Here is a 16,301-nt window from a genome sequence, read left to right as displayed (position 1 = left end):
GCGGCCCGCAGCGCACTGCGGGCCGCTTCTGTTTGTGGCTGTGATAATGGCATACCCCGGATTAGTGGCTGCGACCGTGGCCACCGCCGTGGTAGCCACTGCTGTTGCCGCCGCGGTTGCCGTTCCAGTTGCCGCGGCCGTCGCCGCGGTAGCCGTTATAATTGGGGCGGTAGGGCTGACGGTAAGGGCGCACGATGATAGGGCGCGGGGCGTAGTATGGGCGGGCATAATAACCACCGTAGTAAGGCTGGGCCGGCGGGTAATAGCCGTACCCCATATCATAGCCTGTGCCAACCGAGGCCACGCAGCCGCTAAGCAGCATCACGCAGATGCCGAGGGCAAAAATCAATGATTTCGTTTTCATGATATGGACAGGCGGCCGAAGCGCGTCGATTTATAGGTGAGGTAACTTATATGTCAATCAACAAATTGCAGACCACATTCAGTTGCATCCCTGGCCTTATTCGAGCACCACACGACAAACCAGGCTGGCGGCACCCTGCGTGCTGAGCTGCAGGGAGTAAATGCCCGCCGCCAGGCCGCGCACGTCCAGCAACGGTTCGCTCCGAGCCGGCTGGCAAAGCACCAGGCGGCCCGTCAGGTCCAGTAAACGCAGCTGCGCGGCCGGGCCGAAACCCGCGGGCAGCGCCACCCGCAGCACGCCCGCGCCGGCCGATGGATTCGGGTAAACGGCAAAGCCGGCAGCTTCAGCGCGGGCCTGCGCGCTGCCTAGCACCAGGGTACCCGAACCAGGAACGAAACTGGTGGTGGGACAACCCGTTGCGCGGAAGCTGAAAACCGGGCCAATGACGCCTGCATCCACGACTGGACAGTCAAGTGCCAACGGCTGCATGTATTCGGTCCCGCCTACTTGTTCATACACCCGCCCGTGCCAATAACCCTGCGTGCTAGCGCCAGTGGGTAGCAAATGCGCACGAAACCACCGCAACGTGTGGCCAGCAAGCTGCTGGGTGCCCACACTGTCGACGACTACTTGCGCCATGCTTCTTGCCTGCGGGCAAGCGTTGGCAGGGCTCGCCAAAACTGTCGGCCAAGTGCTGCCAGGCAGCGCTCCAAAATCGTAAAGGGTATAGAATTGGCCATAGGCCCATACTTCGACCCGACGGCCGACTACTCGGGTGATAACCACAGGCCAATACAAATTGGCGCCGGGCGTTGGGCCAGGATAATACACCGAATTTAATTGCCGGGTGAGCACTTGCGCCGGCTGCCCGGCCACCACCGTGTCGCGGGCGTAGCGGACGGTGATAGTGCCCCGCTCGGCAAACAGGGCGTAGCCATACGTCCACGTGGCGCCGGCCGGGCACCACATTGCGGGGTTGGCTGATTGGGCCCGAAGCGCCAGTGGAAGCGCCAGAAGCAGCGAGAGTAGCAGGTGTTTCATGGGGCTCGATTGGTGCCTTGTTGCCAGCAAGTTATTAAAACTTACATACCTCGCAACAAAATGCAGAAGCCCCATTGGCGAGAACCAAAGGGGCTTCATTACCAATAATCTGGCAGTGTAACTACAGGTAGCCTACGCCTCGGCGGGCACCTCCGTCTCGCCGTTGATAACGCGGGCTTTGCCGGGCAGCGTTTTGTAACGCTCCTTGCCCAGCGCGGCGCTGGGCTCGGGTACCCAGTGGTGGCGCCCCCCGGCCTTTTCGTCCTCAAACTTGGTGGGAATGTCACCGGCTTCGGTGCGCTCCTTCCAGGTAAGGTGCTGGGTGCCGGAGTCGGTTTGTTCCATCGTGATGCACTGCTCCACGGGGCACACCAGCGAGCACAGGTTGCAGCCCACGCAATTTTCCTCAATGATTTCGGGCACGCGAGTGCCGGCGTTGAGCTTGATGGCCTGGTGGGCGCCGTCTTCGCAGGCCGTGTAGCAGAGCTGGCAGCCGATGCACTTGTCCTCGTTGATGTTGGCCGTCACCTTGTACTTCATGTTCAGGTCTTCCCAGTGCAGCACGTTGGGCAGGGCCTTGCCCACGAAGTCGTAAATGGTGTTGAAGCCTTTCTCCACCATGTACTGTTCCAGGCCCGCCGTCATCTCCCGGATGATGCCGAAGCCGAAGTGCATGGCCGCCGTGCACACTTGCACCGAGCTGGCTCCCAGCAGGATGTGCTCCACCGCGTCGCGCCAGTTTTCGATGCCCCCAATGCCCGAAATGGGCAATTGGATATCGGGATGCTGGGCGCAGTTTTTCACCATGTTCAGGGCAATGGGTTTCACGGCCGGGCCGCAATAGCCGCCGTTGGTGCCCTTGCCGTCTACAATTGGATACGGGGCGTACTTATCAAGGTCGACACCAACAATGCTTTGAATGGTGTTGATGAGCGAGATGGCATCGGCACCGCCGCGCCGGGCGGCCAAGGCCGGTTCAGTAATGTCGGAGATGTTGGGCGTGAGCTTCACAATGACCGGCTTCTGGGCCACTTCCATCACCCATTCCACTATCATTTGCAGCACCTTGGGCTCCTGCCCTACCGCCGAGCCCATGCCCCGCTCGCACATGCCGTGCGGGCAGCCAAAGTTCAGCTCGAAGCCGTCGGCGCCGGCGTCCTGCGAGGCGCGCACGATGTCGTGCCACTCCTGCCGGCTCTGCACCATGAGCGAGGCAATGACGGCGTGGTTGGGGAAGCGCTTCTTCACTTCCTCAATCTCGCGCAGGTTGTGCGAAAGCGGCCGGTCCGAAATCAGCTCGATGTTGTTGAATCCCACCAGTCGTTTGTCGCGGTAGTTAACGCCACCGTAGCGGCTCGACACGTTCACGACGGGCACGCCCAGGGTCTTCCACACCGCGCCGCCCCAGCCGGCGTCGAAGGCTTTCATTACCTGGTAGCCGGAATTGGTGGGCGGCGCCGAAGCCAGCCAGAACGGGTTCGGCGCTTTGATGCCGGCGAAATTTATTGAGAGGTCGGGCATGGGATTTTATATCTCAGAACGTCATGCTGAGCGCAGCCGAAGCATCTCGCTCGCATCGTTAAATGAATTATTTACTACCACACGCGAGATGCTTCGACTACGCTCAGCATGACGTGCTTTCTGTTCGCGAACGTGAATTACTTGGTTAGATAAGCGTGAATGCCGCGCGCTGTGAGCTTGGCCTCGGCCGCGGCATTCACCACTTCCGCCCCGCCGTTCCAAGCATCGCCGGAAGCGAAATATTTCGGGTTCGATGTTTGTCCGGTGTGAGCATCAGCAATGATGCGGCCCTTGCTATCCAGCTTCAGACCTGGAATCAAACTCAGAAATTCCATCTGCTTGGCTTGTCCCGTGGCTTTAATTACCATGTCGCAAGGTTCCACAAACTCAGAACCGGCAATTTCCTGCACGCGGCCGTCTTTTACTTCGGTGCGAATGAATTTCACGCCCGCCACGTAGCCGTTACCGGTGATTTCAATCGGCGCCACGTTGAACAAGCCCTTCACTCCTACCCCTTTGGCCAGGTCGTATTCGAACTCGTAAGCGCCCATTTCCTCCTTGGCACGGCGATAAGCAAGAATCACATGCTCAGCCCCGAGCCGCGACGATTCCGAAGCCGCATCCATGGCCGTGTTGCCGCCGCCAAGCACAATCACCTTACGGCCCACCGCAACTTTATGCTGATGTTCGCGCAGTTCAGCAATGAATTCTACCGCACCGGTGCAATTAATTTTATCCTCACCCGGCAATCCCAGTTCATTGGTTTTGCCAAGGCCAATTCCGAGGAAAATAGCGTCGTATTTATTTTCCAATTTTTCTAATTCCGCACGCGAAGAAATAGCGGAATTAAAATGCACATTGTAGCCGAATTGCGCTTGCAAATAGGCCATTTCAGCCAGCGTTTCTTCGTTGGTGATTTTGTACGGTGCAACGCCGTACACCGTCAGGCCCGATGGCTGGGCTTTGGCTTCAAAAACATCTACCGCATACCCCAGCGCCCGCAGCTCGCAAGCCGCCGAAATACCGGCTGGTCCGGCGCCAATTACGGCTATGTTCTTCCCGTTATCCTCACCAGGCCCGAATAGCTTTTTCCCGCTCTTGATGGCTTTGGTGGTGGCATAACTTTGAAGACGCCCTATTTCAATCGGCTTCACGTCCTGCAAGTTGTACACACAGGCGCCTTCGCATAGCACCTCCGTGGGGCACACTTTGCCGCAGGCATTGCCGAAATAATTAGCCTCGTAAATAGTGCGCGCCGCGCCGGTGTCGTTGCCCGAATTTATCTGGCGAATAAACTGCGGAATATCAATCCCCGACGGGCACGCTTTTATACACGGCGCATCGAAGCAGAAGAGGCAGCGGGAGCTCTCGTACAGCGCCTCGGTGCGGTTCATCACCGGCTTCAATTGCGCGAAGTTCTCCGCGAATTGTTGCTCGGTGGTGGGTGTAGAAAATTCGGCCATATTTTGGCAATGTTGAGTTTTGAGTTTTGAATGTTGAGTGAAGAATATTGAGTGCTGAATTGAAACCGGATTCTATCGGGCGCTCAATTCAACACTCAACATTCAGCACTCAAAACTTCTAGAGCTCCACCAGTTTCTCGTAGGTTTCGGGACGGCGGTCGCGGAAGAACTGCCAAGTGTTACGCACCTCGTCAATCATGTCGAGGTCGAATTCGGCCACCAGTAATTCATCCTTGTATTCGTCGGCTTCGGCGATGATTTGGCCACGCGGGTCCACGAAGTAGCTGGTGCCGTAGAAGCGGCCCAGGTTCCAGGGCTTCTCTTCGCCCACGCGGTTGATGCAGCCCATGAAGTAGCCGTTGGCTGCCGCGTGCGCGGGCTGCTCCAGCTTCCAGAGGTACTGCGAGAGGCCGGCCACGGTGGCCGAGGGGTTGTATACAATTTCAGCGCCGTTCAAACCCAGGATGCGGGCGCCGTCGGGGAAGTGGCGGTCGTAGCAAATGTAGACGCCCACCTTGGCGTACTTAGTCTGGAACACGGGGTAGCCCATGTTGCCGGGCTTGAAGAAGAACTTCTCCCAGAAGCCAGTGGTGTGGGGGATGTGGTTTTTACGGTACTTGCCGAGGTAGGTTCCGTCGGCGTCAATCACGGCGGCTGTGTTGTAGAGGAAGCCGGCCGACTCGCGCTCGTACACGGGCACAATCATCACCATGTTGTATTTCTTGGCGTACTCGGCCATGCGCTCGGTGGTGGGGCCAGGCACCGGCTCGGCCGAGGCGTACCAGGCTTTGTCTTGGCCGGGGCAGAAATACGGGGTGTTGAAGATTTCCTGCAAACAGAGAATTTGCACGCCTTGGCGGCCGGCTTCTTCAATGAGCGGAATGTGCTTTTGCACCATGGCTTCTTTGATTTCCTCGATGGAGCCTTCACCTTCGGTCATCGGCAAGCTCATCTGGATGAGGCCGGATTTGATAATTCTGGGCATTTTAATTTTTGGTGGGGTGAGCGTTTCTTTTTGTCATTGCGAGCATTCCGCGCATGAAGCGGCGACGAAACAATTCGTCCTGTACTCAGCGATGAATTTCGTTTTGTGATGAGTTTATTTCAGCATGACAAGCTCAATTAATTCAGCCTATCACATTATTAGGTTAGTCGCTTGTGAGAGGACGGATTGCCACGGGCTGCGCCCTCGCAATGACAGAATGAAAACAGACGGGGCTAAATATTCGTTTTGCCGCGCTTGATGAACTGTCCGTAGCCTTTCGAAACCCTCGTTTCTCCTGCTTCGACAGCTACTTTACCGCGCAGCAAAACCGTGTCGATTTTGCCGGTCAGTTCCCAGCCTTCGTAGGCCGAGTAGTCGCAGTTCATGTGGTGGGTGCTGGCCGAAATGGTGTGCTTTTTCTGTGGGTCAAATATCACCAAATCCGCGTCGGCGCCGATGCTGATGGTGCCTTTGCGGGGGAACATGCCAAAGATTTTGGCGGGGTTAGTCGAGGTCACTTCCACGAATTTCTGTGGCGTGATTTTGCCGGTGCTCACCCCTTCCGAAAACAGCAATTCCATGCGGTGCTCGATGGCGGGATGGCCGTTCGGAATCTTGGAGAAGTCGTCCTTGCCCATCAGCTTCTGCTCCCACATGAAGGGGCAGTGGTCGGTGCCCACCACGTTCACGAGGCCCTGGTTGATGCCGGCCCAGAGCGTGGCCTGGTCCTTTTTCTCGCGCAGCGGGGGCGACATCACCCACTTCGCGCCGTTGGCCTCGTCCTCGTACAATGACGCGTCCAGCACCAGGTACTGAATGCAGGTTTCAACCAGTACGCGCTGGTTGCGCTCGGTGGCGCGGCGCACCTGGTTGAGGGCGCCCTCGCAGGTAAGGTGCACGATGTAGGCGTTTACGCCGGTGTAGTTGGCGATGTCGGCGAAGCGGCCCGAGGCTTCGGCTTCGGTCACTTCGGGCTGCGAGAGGTAGTGGTAGAGCGGCGTGAGCTTGCCCGCCGCCCGGTGCTGGGCGATGAGCGTGTCAATCATGTCGCCGTTGGTGGCGTGGGCCGTCACGAGGCCGCCGTGCTTTTTCACCTCCTGCATCAGGCCCACCATCTGCGCGTCATCAATCATGAGCGCGCCCTTGTAGGCCATGAAGGTTTTGAAGGATGTGATGCCTTCGGCCACCATGTCCTTGATTTCCTCCTTGGTGCTGGGGTTAAAATCCGTCACAGCCATGTGGAAGCTGTAGTCGCCCACGGCGTTGCCGCTGGCGCGCCCGCTCCACTCCTCGAAGGCCGAACGCAGCGAATTGCCCTGCTTTTGCAGGATGAAATCGATGACGGTGGTAGTGCCGCCGTGCAGCGCGGCGCGGGTGCCGGTTTCGTACGTATCGGAGCTGAAGGTACCCATAAAGGGCATTTCGAGGTGCACGTGCGGGTCGATGCCGCCAGGCATGACGAGCTTGCCGGTGCAATCAATCACCTCCGCCCCTTCGGCCGACAAGTTGCGGCCAATGGATACGATGGTTTCGCCTTCAATCAGAATATCGCAGACGGCGTCCGAGTCGGCGGTAATGACGCGGCCGTTTTTCAAGAGTAAAGCCATAAGGAAAAGTAGCGCGGACTTTTAGTCCGCGTCCCCACGCAATTAATACCGGTTCAATTTATGGTGTGTCGCGGACTAAAAGTCCGCGCTACTGCTTAGTATACGTACTTATCCGCAATGCTAATTGCCTCACTGATAATGGCCAAACCTTCATCAATTTCCTCCTTGTTAATGCTCAGCGGGGGGCAGATGAAGATGTAGTTCCAGCGCACGAAGGTGTACATGCCCAGCTCGCGGATTTTGGCGGCTACCTGGTTCATGATGTCCATTTGGGCGGGCGTGGCGTTCCAGGGGGCCATGGGCTCTTTGGTTTCGCGGTTCTTCACCAGCTCCAGGCAGCCGAAGAGGCCGGTATTGCGCCAGTCGCCGATGCTGGGGTGGTGGCGCATGAGCTGGGCCACTTGCTCGTCCATGTACTTGCCCATTTCCACGGTGTTTTCGAGCAGGTTGTCGCTCTCGTAGATGTCGAGCACGGCCACGGCGGCGGCGCAGCTCACCGGGTGAGCCGAGTACGTGAGGCCGAGCGGCAGCGGCTTGTCGTCGAAGGACTTGGCAATTTTCTCGTCCACCATCACGGCGCCCAGGGGCAGGTAGCCGGCGGTGATGCCCTTGGCCATGCACATAATGTCGATTTTGACGCCGTGATGGTCGGAGCCGAACCACTTGCCGGTACGGCCGAAACCCGACATCACTTCATCGGCAATGAGCAGGATGCCGTGCTTGTCGCAGATTTCGCGCACCCGCGTCCAGTAGCCGGGCGGGTACTTGATGCAGCCCGACGTGCCCGACTCCCCTTCCATGATAATGGCGGCCACGCTGCCGGGGTTCTCGTAGCCGATAATGCGCTCCATGGCGTCGGCGGCGCGCTGGGCGCACTGCTCGGGCGTTTCGGAGTGCCAGGGGCAGCGGTAGAAATAGGGATTTTCGACGTGTACCGTGCCGGGCATGGCCTGGCTATCCACGGCGAATTTGCGGGGGTCACCGCCTACACTCATCGCGCCGTAGCTGGCCCCGTGAAACGACTGATACAGCGACACAATCTTGTGGCGACCGGTGTACACGCGCGCCAGCTTGATGGCGTTTTCAATGGCCTCGGCCCCGCCCAGCGTGAAAAATGCCTTGGTGAGGTTGGGAGCCGTGATGTCGTTGAGCTTCTTACCAAGGTCGCCGCGGGCCTTGGTAATCATGCCGGGGTACACGTAGCTGAGCTCGCGCATCTGGGCGGCTACGGCTTCGGTCACGCGCTGGTCGCCGTGGCCGATGTTCACGTTCATGAGCTGGGCCGAAAAGTCGATGTAGCGCTTGCCGTCTCGGTCGTACACGTACACGCCCTCGGCGCGCTCGGCGTTGATGGGGTTCAGGCCCGTTTGCTTCGACCACGAGAAGAGGGTGTGGTCGAGGTTGTCGTGCAGGATTTGGTCTTTGTCGGTGGCGAAGGTGGTTTCCATGAATTGGGAGTGACGTTAATTCCGTCTGTCATCCTGAGCATAGCGAAGGACCTTATCACGACCACCTCGCTTGCTAATTAATTATTTACTGCAAACTGTTCGACTGTCCTTAGGTCCTTCGCAAGCTCAGGATGACAGTTCGGGCACTACGACATCCAGTTCACCCGCGACTCGGGGTTCCACTTGGTCGTGGTCTTCTTGAGTTGCGTCCAGAATTCAATCGAACTCTTACCCGTGATGTCGCAGGCGCCGAACTTCGACTCGTTCCAGCCGCCGAAGGAGAAGGGCTCGCGGGGCACGGGCACGCCGATGTTGACGCCAATCATGCCGGCGTTGGCGTGGTCCATCACGTAGCGGGCGCTGCTGCCGCTGCTGGTGAACACGGCGGCGGCGTTGCCGTAAGGGTTGGCGTTTTCGATGGCCAAGGCCTCATCTAGCGTGTTGGTGCGCATGATGGCGAGCACCGGACCGAACACTTCTTCCTGGGCAATGCGCATATCGGGTGTCACGTGGTCGATGACGGTGGCGCCCACATAGTAGCCGTCTTCGTGGCCCGGCACCACGGCATTGCGGCCGTCGAGCAGCACTTTGGCGCCAGCCGCTTCGGCTTCGCTGATGTGCTTCTCGATGCGCTCCTTGGCTTCCTTGCTGATGACGGAGCCGAGGTTTTGGCCGGCCACAATCTTCTTGGCTTCTTCCACGATTTTGGCCACGATGCCATCCACTGCGCCTACGCCCACCATGGTGGAGCCGGCCATGCAGCGCTGGCCCGCGCAGCCGCTCATGCTGGCGGCCACGTTGGAGGCCGTCATGTCGGGGTGGGCGTCGGGCAGCACCATGAGGTGGTTTTTGGCGCCGCCGAGGGCCACGCAGCGCTTGAGGTTGCTGGTGGCGCGGATGTACACCACTTTGGCAATTTTGGTGGAGCCCACGAAGCTCACGGCCTGAATTTCAGGATGGTCGCAGATGGCTTCCACGATTTCCTTATCGCCGTTCACCACGTTGAGCACGCCGTCGGGCAGGCCAGCTTCTTTCAGCAACTCGGCGATTTTCACGGCGCTCAGCGGCACTTGCTCCGAAGGCTTCAGAATCATGGTGTTGCCCAGCACAATGGCATTCGGAATGGTCCAGTGAGGCACCATGTTGGGGAAGTTGAACGGGGCAATGCTGGCCACCACGCCCAGCGGCTTGCGCTCGGCGCGGGCTTCCACGCCCTTGCTCACTTCCAGAAACTCGCCCTGAATAAGCTGGGGCATGGAGCAGGCAAACTCAGTCAGTTCGATGGCTTTTTCAACTTCGGCGCGGGCCTCGTCCATGGTTTTGCCGTTTTCCTCGCGTACCAGCTCGGCCAGGGCTTTCATGTCGCGCTCCAGCAGAGTCTTGTACCGGTAGAAAATCTGCACCCGCTCTTTGATGGGCGTGGCCGACCACGAAGGGAAGGCAGCTTTAGCGGCCCGCACGGCGGCGTCCAGCGCCTCGGCACCGCTCAGCGGCACGGTGGAAATCAACTCACCCGTGAGGGGGCTGAATACGTCCATTGCCGACGTAGAGGCGTTTTCAAGGGGTTTGCCGGCCACGAAGTTGCGGATGGCAGGATACTTCAAAGTCTGGACTTCCATATTACCTTAATGTTAAGCGGGGTGCAAGCTAAGGGTTTTGTTGGAGACCACACAAGGGCACAAACGTTTCCGGAGAAAATATTTCACCTCTTCGTACTTAACACTTCGTCCGAAGCCAGCTTGCGCAAAGTAATAAGCTAGTTATGCATAACCAGCTAAAAAGCCTAATTTCCCGCTTTTCGGCGGTAAAACATAACACAGCACACCCGGGCTGCCCGACCGGCCGGAAGGCAGTTATTTTATTTCCTCGCCGCGCTTATTAATCAAAAAAGTGTGGCCATTTTGGGTCACGCGAGCCTGGCCGTTGGCAAAGTCATCGGCGTGCTGGTAGCGGCCAAAGGGCGCGGTGCCCTCGCTGGGGTCGTCGAGGTAGTCGGAGGTGATGTAGGTGAACCCGTCGGCTAGCCGCACCCGGGCCAGGCCGTCGACGAAAGAGTAAGCTTCCTTGAAAATCACGGGGTTTGCCGGCTCCTCAGGGCCGCTGATGTAGTGCCAGCCGCGGTGGTCGAGCACGGCGGCGTGGCCTTCGGCAAAGTCGAGAGCGTTGAAATAATAGGAGTCAAATTCCTCTCCTTGTTCGTTAATGAAGGTGTAGGCATCGCCCACTCGGGCCCGGGCGTAGCCATCGGCGTAAGGGTTCAGGGCGTCATATGCGGGAGCCACAGCCTCCTCCCCATCTTCATTCACGAAGCCGTAGGCGCCAGCTTTAGCCACCACGGCCCGACCATTTTGAAACGGCTTGGCCGCTGAAAACTGGGCTGGTATCACCAACTGGCCTTTGGCATCGGCAAAGCCCCAACGGCCCTTCTCCTGAAAAGGCACCGGCGCACTGCCACCCAGGTGCCCCAAGCCCCAGCCCCCCAACCCTAAGAGGGCCACCACTCCCGCCACCAAGCCCAACCGGGGCAGCCGCCGGCTCCACACCCGCAGCTGCCGAAACCGCGGCCCGGCCTGGTTTCCCAGCTTTGCCCCTACCCCGCCGGCCAAATGCCTGGCCGAAGCAGCGGCGGACGCAAAAGCGGCACTTGGGGCCCGGCGGGTGCCGTTGGGTGCGGCGGTACTGGTGGTTGGCTCTGCAGGGCTAGTGGCTGAGTGGTCGGCCGGCGCCGCAGCCGGTTGGGGCTGGGCGTTGAGCCGCTCGATGAGCTGGCTGAGCTGCTGGATTTTGGCATCCAGCTCGCGGTTGCGGGCGGCCGACTCGGCTCGGGAGGCTTCCATTTGCGCTTCGAGGGCGGCTTTCTCGCGGGTTTCGGCGCCGATGCGTGAGACCAGGGCGGTAGCATCGGCCGCCACGGGCGGGGCTTGGGCCAGTTGGGCTTTAAGTTGGGCAATGCTGCGTTCGCGCTCGGCTTCGCGGGCTTCCAGGGCCTGGAGCTGGGCGGCTACGTCTGCCTGCATTTGCTGGCGCAGGCGTTCGAGGCGCTGCTTTTCTTCGCGGCGGGCAGCGGCGGGGTCAGTGCCGTAGGGTGGGTCGTCGGGCACGTCGGCGGCACCCAACCAGTTCCAGAACGCGCGGGCTTTTTGGGCGAGCACACCGCCAGCCGGCACTGCAGCCGACGGTTTCGGCGGGCCGCTTGGAGCGGTGGGGGCAGCGGGCTTGGCGGCAAATGCGGCCCATTCGGCAGCCCATTCCGCAATGTCGCCCGAGCCGAGGTTGATATCAGCAGAGGCCAGGGTCTGGAGGACGCGCGGCAGCTCGGCCGGGCTGCTCAACAGCGCAAACCCGGTGGGAGCATCGTTGAGCGCGGGGGCCACATCGGGGGCAAAGTCTAGCGGCGCAGCAAACAGCACAATACCCGAAATGGCTGCCAGATTAGCTTGCGCGGGGCCGAAACGGGGCTGCAGCCACTCGGCCACAGCCTTTTTTTGCTGCACAAACTGTTCATAAGGATTATCAAACGCTTCGGCCACCGACAGCGCGTTGCCGGCCAGCTGCCAAAGCCCGTAACCTAGCGCCGGAACGCTCAGCCGGCCCCCGGCGGGCACCAGCACGAGCAGCGTGAGGCTGTGGGGCCGCACCACCAGCGCATCGATGGGCTCGGCGCCATCTTCCAGCACCAGGTTGCCCAGCAGCAGGGTATCAAGGCTGGAATCGGCTTGCAGGGCGGCGCGCACGGCCGCAAACTGGTTGGCGCGGGCCGCGTCATCAAAAGGGGAAGCTAGAAAATGGTGAACCATGGCATGAAAACAAACGCGGGGAAAGCAAGCGCTACGACCAAACGACTAGTCGTCCTCTCCTTTCCACCGGCCATGGCCCTTGCCTTTGCCGTGCTTCTTTTTGGCTTTCTTATTTTTAAAATGTCCCCAGCCTTTGCCCGCGCCGGCGCTGCCCACAAAGGTTTCGAGCAGGCTGCGGGGGGGGGCCGGCGGGCGCACGGCGGGCTGGGCTGAACGGCCAGGTCCGGCCAGTGCCAACCGGCCGTCGGCAGTGGTGCGCACGGCTACGGGGCGGCCGCGCAGGTCGCACCCCTGGCCTTCGGCCAGCTCGGTGCGATGGCCCTCGGGGCCGACGATGAATCCATCTTTGGTGACAGTGGCGCCGGTGGGCAGGCGGGCATCGTGGGTCATGGGACGGGGCTGGCCGTTGCGCACCACCTCCATCTGGCCGTTGTAACGGCGAAAGCCGTCGTTGTTGGCCGTTGGTTGGGCCTGGGCCGACCAATCCGGCGCCAGCCACAACAGGCTGGCCACGCTGCAAAGCCGAAGTGTCCGCATGGGCATAGAAAAAGCACGCTCACGGCGCGCGGCCGGGGCATTGGTACGGCCCAGGGCGACGGTATACGTCAAATTCGGCGCCAGGCTGCCTTCTTACCGCCAATGGGGGCTAATACGAAGCCCGGGCTGCGGCGCCGCGAGCGGCCGCTGGAGAAACGGCAGCCGCAGCAAACGACACACGCAGGATGTGGCGGGTGCCGGCTTCGCCCAATTGATATTCTAGCCCAAACCCGTAATATTCACAGATTTGCTGCACGATGCTCAGCCCCAGCCCCGGCGACTCTGAGGCGGCGTTGTGCTTGCGAAAACGCTCGAAGAATCGCGCGGGGTCACCATCCACGGCTGGGCCGGTGTTGCTTATTTTTAGCTCAGCAGCCGAAAGGTACAGCGTGACTTCGCCGCCGCGCACGTTGTGCTTCACGGCGTTTTGCAGGAGGTTTTGCAGCAAGGAATCGGCCAAGCCGGGGTGCATGCGCACGGCCACCGGCCCGCCGTTCATGTTGAGCCCGTAGCGCAGCTCACGGGCCTCGAACAGGGGCTCGAACTGGGTTACTTTTTCGGCCAGGAGCTGGTCGAGGCGCACGGGCTGGGCGTCGGGGAATTGACGGTTCTCGATTTTACTAAGCAAACTCAGGGCCTGGTGCAGGCGCGAGAGGCGCAGTGTGGCCCCGTAGAGGTCGGCCACGAGCGGGGCCGCGGCCGGGTCTTCGGCCAAGGCGGGTACTTGCAGCAGCTGCTCCAGCTGGGCCTGCATGATGGCCAGGGGCGTCTGGGTTTCGTGGGCAGCATTGGCCGTGAACTCGCGCAGCTGCTCGTAGTCGCCCACCAGGCGTTGACTGAGGGTGTTGAGGGCCTGGTTGAGTTCGGCAAACTCGGCCACGGCGGGCGTGGGCAACGCCAGCGGCCGGTGCTGCTGCAAGTCGTAGCGCCGCAGGGCCGCCAATGTGTGCCGAAAAGGCGCCCACAGCCGGCCGGCCAGCCAGCGGTTCAGCGCCACCATGCCGGCCAGCAACAGGGCCAGCACGCCCAACATCACCGAGAGTACCACGCCCAGCAGGTCATCGGCCTCGACCAGCGACTTACGCAGCGACACCCACACGGGGCCCTCGCCGCGCACCACCATGGGGAAAGTGAGCTGCCGGTGTGGCACCCACTCGTTTTCGATGCGGTCGAGCAAAATGGTGTCGCGGAAGCCCAGCGGGCGGGGCGTGCGGCTGATGTCGAGCAGGGTGGCCAGCTGGCTCACGGGGGCCAGCTCGTTGGCCTGGGCTTTGGCCAGCAGCTCGCGCCGGCGGTCGGCCAGCTGCTCACTCACCTCCGTGCGCAGCGCCCAGTTGATGCCGTGATAGAGGCCCACGCTGCCCACCGCAAACAGCAGCAAGGCCAGAAAAAGGTAGTAGCGGGTGGTGGCGTTAAGCAGGTTCATAAAGAGCAAGCAAGATACTGAATCAGAGCGCGGAGGCCCCCGACTTGTGCCTCGTCGCACGCGCTGTTCGGGGGCTATTCCGCCGTCATCGTTCCACCACGCGACGCAAGATGTTGCGTCTCTGCTTGCCGACTGGCTTACTCGTGGCTGAGCTTATAGCCTACGCCATACATGGTGCGGATATAATTTTCGACGCCCTTTTCCTGCAGCTTTTTGCGTAGGTTTTTGAGGTGGGTGTAGATGAAGTCGAAAGAGTCGGCGGCATCCACGGCGTCGCCGATGAGGTGTTCGGCAATGGCTTCCTTGGTGAGGATGCGGCCGGGGTTGGCCAGGAAATACAGCAGCAGGTCGTATTCCTTTTTGGTGAGGGACAACAGCTCGCCGCGCACGTGCACCTCGGCCAGGTTGGGCAGCACCAGCAGCTCGCGGAAGGGAATCTGCTGCTGCCCGTTGAACTGCCGGCGGCGAATGATGGCCCGCACGCGGGCGTTGAGCTCGGAGAGGTGGAAGGGCTTGATGAGGTAGTCGTCGGCGCCCAGGTCGAAGCCCGTGATTTTGTCCTGCAGCGCGTCGCGGGCCGTGATGATGAGCACGCCGGCGGCCGAGCGGTTGGCTTTGAGGGCGCGCAGCAAATCGAGGCCCGCGCCGTCGGGCAGCGTAAGGTCGAGCAGCACGCAGTCGTATTGGTGGAGCGCGATTTTTTCGTGGGCCTCGGCGAAACGGGCCACTTCCTCGACCACGTAGCCGGCCTGCCGCAGCGAACCCGCCAGGGCGCCGCGCAGAGCGGCTTCGTCTTCAACAAGCAGAATTTTCATTTTCGGAAAGAGGCCGCGCGGGGTGCAGCCAAAACGCGAAGGACGGGCAAAATGCGGAAAATGTACCTCTCTGCGCGCGTGGCGGCAGCGCGGGCCCGCAATGCAGGCCACCTGGCTTGCGGCCGTTCACCCAGCCGGCGCCGCTACTCGCCGCCTTCCTTTCCAGAAGCCCGGGAATCAACAGATTCTGAACAGAATCTCAACACTTCGCGCCTTGTACGGGCATTTTTTTATTGCAGCAAAATATTGTCGCTCAAGCGACTAAAAATTGCTTTTGCGTGGTATGTTACGTTTATATGACGTCGTCCGTAGAGGGGAATTCGTACCCATTTACCCTGCTATGCGCACCTTTCTAATCACCCGTTTTACCGCCGTAATGCTATTATGCGGCGCCCTGCAGCCGGCCCTGGCGCAGGTCAATCCAACACCTACCGACACCACCAAAAAATACGCCAACCCCGGTGGCGTTTCGGCGCCAGGCAACAAGCCGTTCTTTAAAAGCAAGCTGTTTAAGGCCGTGGCCATTCCGGCCGTACTCATCACCTATGGCGCCATCACGGCGCAGGGCGACGCGGGCATCAACCATCGGGAGCGCGAATTTGTGCAGAAGCAATTCCGGCCGGTGAGCACCACGCTCGACAACACCTTCATTTTCCTACCCTACGTGGAACTGGGCGCGGTGGCGCTGGCGGGGGTGGAGTCGCGCAACGACCGCATCAACACCTTGCTCATCATTGCCAAGGGCGAAGCCATTATGCTGGCCAGCACCTTCGCCGTGAAATACCTGGCCAACGAAACCCGGCCCAACGGCTCTGATAATCTGTCGTTTCCCTCAGGGCACACGGCGCAGGCGTTTCTGGCTGCCAGCATTGTGCACACCGAGTTTCGGGACAAGAGCCAGTGGTACGGCGTGGGCGCTTACACCATTGCCACCAGCGTGGCCGCCCTGCGCATGATTAACGACAAACACTGGCAGTCCGACGTGGTGGCCGGCGCAGGTTTCGGCATCCTCTCCGCTCACTTGGCCTACCTCAGCCACCGCAACCGCTGGGGCCGCAAAAGCATCGGCCGCGACGTGAGCATGACGCCGGCGTATTTAGGCACCGGCGCTTCGGGCGTGAGCCTTTCCTGGCGGCCGACGAAGTAGGTATTTCTGCTAAAGAACGAAAGCCCCGGGCCTGAAAAGGTCTGGGGCTTTTCGCGTTTGGTAATGCAGCAGTTGAGCACAGCCAGAGCCGCCGGATTGCTAAAGAGGGGCCAAACCGACTTTTTTACAAAAGAACGCAACGCAAACCGC

The 16,301-nt window shown here is 60.4% G+C and carries 13 protein-coding genes; 1 reads left to right on the top strand and 12 read right to left on the bottom strand.

The features are described 5' to 3' along the window. Positions 1-61 precede the first annotated feature (61 nt). The 12 genes from I2I01_RS21075 to I2I01_RS21020 form a co-directional block, all read right to left on the bottom strand. Positions 62-364 (bottom strand): hypothetical protein, encoded by a 303-nt coding sequence (locus tag I2I01_RS21075; protein WP_196288501.1) that lies wholly within the window; start codon positions 362-364, stop codon positions 62-64. A 96-nt stretch (positions 365-460) separates the two neighbouring features. Beyond that, complete coding sequence (locus I2I01_RS21070; RefSeq protein ID WP_196288500.1) at positions 461-1,405, bottom strand: T9SS type A sorting domain-containing protein; 945 nt, start codon at positions 1,403-1,405, stop codon at positions 461-463. 132 nt (positions 1,406-1,537) lie between these two features. After that, the gene (gene preA / locus I2I01_RS21065; protein WP_196288499.1) at positions 1,538-2,926 is read right to left on the bottom strand and encodes an NAD-dependent dihydropyrimidine dehydrogenase subunit PreA; all 1,389 of its coding nucleotides are present in this window, start codon (positions 2,924-2,926) and stop codon (positions 1,538-1,540) included. A gap of 137 nt (positions 2,927-3,063) precedes the next feature. Further along, positions 3,064-4,389 (bottom strand): FAD-dependent oxidoreductase, encoded by a 1,326-nt coding sequence (locus I2I01_RS21060; protein WP_196288498.1) that lies wholly within the window; start codon positions 4,387-4,389, stop codon positions 3,064-3,066. Between the two features lie 118 nt (positions 4,390-4,507). Further along, positions 4,508-5,374 (bottom strand): nitrilase-related carbon-nitrogen hydrolase, encoded by an 867-nt coding sequence (locus I2I01_RS21055; RefSeq protein ID WP_196288497.1) that lies wholly within the window; start codon positions 5,372-5,374, stop codon positions 4,508-4,510. Positions 5,375-5,607: 233 nt separating this feature from the next. Continuing rightward, complete coding sequence (gene hydA, locus I2I01_RS21050) at positions 5,608-6,981, bottom strand: dihydropyrimidinase (protein ID WP_196288496.1); 1,374 nt, start codon at positions 6,979-6,981, stop codon at positions 5,608-5,610. A gap of 95 nt (positions 6,982-7,076) precedes the next feature. Next, positions 7,077-8,429: an aminotransferase class III-fold pyridoxal phosphate-dependent enzyme gene (locus I2I01_RS21045; protein ID WP_196288495.1), complete on the bottom strand. Its 1,353-nt coding sequence runs from the start codon at positions 8,427-8,429 to the stop codon at positions 7,077-7,079. A 146-nt stretch (positions 8,430-8,575) separates the two neighbouring features. Continuing rightward, positions 8,576-10,048 carry a CoA-acylating methylmalonate-semialdehyde dehydrogenase gene (locus tag I2I01_RS21040; RefSeq protein WP_211538081.1) on the bottom strand — a complete coding sequence of 491 codons (1,473 nt, stop codon included), beginning with the start codon at positions 10,046-10,048 and terminating at the stop codon, positions 8,576-8,578. Positions 10,049-10,282: 234 nt separating this feature from the next. After that, on the bottom strand, positions 10,283-12,226 hold the full coding sequence (locus tag I2I01_RS21035) for a WG repeat-containing protein (protein WP_196288494.1): 1,944 nt from the start codon (positions 12,224-12,226) through the stop codon (positions 10,283-10,285). A 45-nt stretch (positions 12,227-12,271) separates the two neighbouring features. Further along, positions 12,272-12,763: a DUF6799 domain-containing protein gene (locus I2I01_RS21030; protein WP_196288493.1), complete on the bottom strand. Its 492-nt coding sequence runs from the start codon at positions 12,761-12,763 to the stop codon at positions 12,272-12,274. 109 nt (positions 12,764-12,872) lie between these two features. Further along, entirely contained in the window at positions 12,873-14,189 is a 1,317-nt protein-coding gene (locus I2I01_RS21025; protein WP_196288492.1) for a sensor histidine kinase, read from the bottom strand. 137 nt (positions 14,190-14,326) lie between these two features. Continuing rightward, complete coding sequence (locus I2I01_RS21020) at positions 14,327-15,004, bottom strand: response regulator transcription factor (RefSeq protein WP_196288491.1); 678 nt, start codon at positions 15,002-15,004, stop codon at positions 14,327-14,329. 340 nt (positions 15,005-15,344) lie between these two features. Here I2I01_RS21020 and I2I01_RS21015 point away from each other — a divergent pair, with 340 nt between their 5' ends. Next, entirely contained in the window at positions 15,345-16,151 is an 807-nt protein-coding gene (locus I2I01_RS21015; RefSeq protein ID WP_196288490.1) for a phosphatase PAP2 family protein, read from the top strand. The last annotated feature ends 150 nt before the right edge of the window (positions 16,152-16,301 follow it).

The organism is Hymenobacter properus, assembly GCF_015694735.1.
Taxonomy (GTDB): Bacteria; Bacteroidota; Bacteroidia; order Cytophagales; family Hymenobacteraceae; genus Hymenobacter; species Hymenobacter properus.
The sequence above is the reverse complement of the archived record's forward strand: the minus strand, read 5'-3'. Positions and strand labels throughout refer to the sequence as shown.

Coding starts and splice junctions, on each gene's coding strand:
- I2I01_RS21035 (WP_196288494.1), bottom strand. CDS start 12,226: ATGGTTCACCATTTTCTAGCTTCCCCTTTTGATGACGCGGCCCGCGCC.
- I2I01_RS21030 (WP_196288493.1), bottom strand. CDS start 12,763: ATGCGGACACTTCGGCTTTGCAGCGTGGCCAGCCTGTTGTGGCTGGCG.
- I2I01_RS21020 (WP_196288491.1), bottom strand. CDS start 15,004: ATGAAAATTCTGCTTGTTGAAGACGAAGCCGCTCTGCGCGGCGCCCTG.
- I2I01_RS21070 (WP_196288500.1), bottom strand. CDS start 1,405: ATGAAACACCTGCTACTCTCGCTGCTTCTGGCGCTTCCACTGGCGCTT.
- I2I01_RS21060 (WP_196288498.1), bottom strand. CDS start 4,389: ATGGCCGAATTTTCTACACCCACCACCGAGCAACAATTCGCGGAGAAC.
- I2I01_RS21045 (WP_196288495.1), bottom strand. CDS start 8,429: ATGGAAACCACCTTCGCCACCGACAAAGACCAAATCCTGCACGACAAC.
- preA (WP_196288499.1), bottom strand. CDS start 2,926: ATGCCCGACCTCTCAATAAATTTCGCCGGCATCAAAGCGCCGAACCCG.
- I2I01_RS21075 (WP_196288501.1), bottom strand. CDS start 364: ATGAAAACGAAATCATTGATTTTTGCCCTCGGCATCTGCGTGATGCTG.
- I2I01_RS21055 (WP_196288497.1), bottom strand. CDS start 5,374: ATGCCCAGAATTATCAAATCCGGCCTCATCCAGATGAGCTTGCCGATG.
- hydA (WP_196288496.1), bottom strand. CDS start 6,981: ATGGCTTTACTCTTGAAAAACGGCCGCGTCATTACCGCCGACTCGGAC.
- I2I01_RS21025 (WP_196288492.1), bottom strand. CDS start 14,189: ATGAACCTGCTTAACGCCACCACCCGCTACTACCTTTTTCTGGCCTTG.
- I2I01_RS21040 (WP_211538081.1), bottom strand. CDS start 10,048: ATGGAAGTCCAGACTTTGAAGTATCCTGCCATCCGCAACTTCGTGGCC.
- I2I01_RS21015 (WP_196288490.1), top strand. CDS start 15,345: ATGCGCACCTTTCTAATCACCCGTTTTACCGCCGTAATGCTATTATGC.